Annotated in this window: 2 protein-coding genes; both read left to right on the forward strand. The window is 46.8% G+C overall.

Translation table 11 applies throughout. From position 1 onward, the window contains the following. A partial coding sequence (locus R2Q26_RS15270; protein WP_317537076.1) for a methane monooxygenase/ammonia monooxygenase subunit B occupies positions 1 to 1,083 on the forward strand: 1,083 nt, incomplete at its 5' end. Positions 1,084 to 1,191: 108 nt separating this feature from the next. Next, on the forward strand, positions 1,192 to 1,682 hold a 491-nt coding region (locus R2Q26_RS15275; protein ID WP_317537077.1), incomplete at its 3' end, for a hypothetical protein.

A 1,682-nucleotide genomic window follows, 5' to 3' on the forward strand; every position in this document is an offset into this window, starting at 1 on the left:
CCAGAAATTACCAAAGTCAATGATTTAGCCAAAATACAAGGCAAATTCCATTTGGCTGAGGATTGGCCACGTGCGGCAGCTAAACCTAATCGTGCTTTCTTCAACGTGGGAAGCCCAAGCCCGGTGTTTGTTCGTCTGAGCACCAAGATCAATGGTCAGCCGTGGTTCATTGCCGGACCGATGGAGGTTGGTCGTGATTATGAAGTTGAAGTCGCTCTGAAAGCACGTATTCCAGGCCGTCATCACATGCATGCCATGTTGAGCGTGTTGGATGCAGGTCCAATTGCAGGACCCGGTGCATGGATGAATATCACGGGTAGCTGGGACGACTTTACCAACCCGGTCAAGTTATTGACAGGAGAGACCATTGATACCGAGACTTTCAACTTTACTAATGGTCTTACCTGGCACATCATCTGGATGACGTTAGGCTGCTTCTGGATAGGTATCTTTGTTGCCCGTCCAATGTTCTTACCGCGTAGCCGTGTGTTGTTGGCTTATGGTGATGAGCCCTTGATTGATCCACTGGATACTAAACTTGCCTGGGTTGTGGCAATTCTAACCTTGGCATTGGTGTGGGGCAGCTATCGCTATACGGAAACTAAACATCCGTATACAGTGCCAATCCAGGCGGGTGAATCAAAAGTAGCTCCATTGCCAGTTGCACCAAACCCAGTCGCTATTCAAGTAACTTACGCTAACTACGACGTACCGGGACGTGCACTGCGTGTGACCATGGAAGTTACCAACAATGGTGACAGCCCAGTCAAATTTGGAGAATTCACGACAGCGGGTATTCGTTTCATCAACTCTACTGGCCGTCAATACCTGGATGCGAGCTATCCACGGGAACTGATTGCAATTGGCCTGACGTTTGATGACGAATCAGCGATTCAACCTGGTGAAACCAAACAAATCAAAATGGAAGCTAAAGACGCCTTATGGGAAATTCAACGTCTGATGGCTCTGTTGGGTGACCCGGAAAGCCGTTTTGGTGGTTTGTTGATGTCTTGGGATGAAAATGGAAATCGCTATCTTAATAGCATTGCTGGTGCGGTTATCCCGGTCTTTACCAAGCTTTAATAAGTAGCAAAAAGCAATACAACCGGTGCACCCCTGTCGTGAGACAGAAAGGTGTGCCGGTTTTTTTTTAAATCATACTCGTTTTAATTATTAACAGGAGAATTTGTCGTGGTAAAGCAATTAACACAGGCGAGTATTGCGGCTTTTGTTCTTGTTGCGATGCTTTACGCGGGTAGTGTGATTGCCCATGGAAAAGTTTCTTTAGAGGAAGACCCGTGCATGCGCCAGATAGGTGAAAACATGGTGCATCTAAGCACTTATCAGCCGCAATATGACGAGGGTGGGCATTACTGTACAGATATTCCATTAGCAGGAGATACCTATTTAGTCATCGATCTCATTGATTCAGCGGTGCGCAACATGCCTGTTGGCGTAAAAGTATTTCGTGGCAGCGAAACGGATGGAGACATTGTGATGCAGCTACCCGCTAAACTTCACCCGGATGGAGTCATTAACGGCACCGGTAAGCTGGAAAAAGGATTGTATTCAGTCATTGTGACGGCAGAAGGCATTCCACCTTTAAAATATCAATACCGACTGCGTGTTGAACTGGTTGATTATATGAAGCTACTTCGTGCTTCCATAGCACCAGTGATGGG

Source organism: Nitrosomonas sp. Is37, assembly GCF_033063275.1.
GTDB lineage: Bacteria > Pseudomonadota > Gammaproteobacteria > Burkholderiales > Nitrosomonadaceae > Nitrosomonas.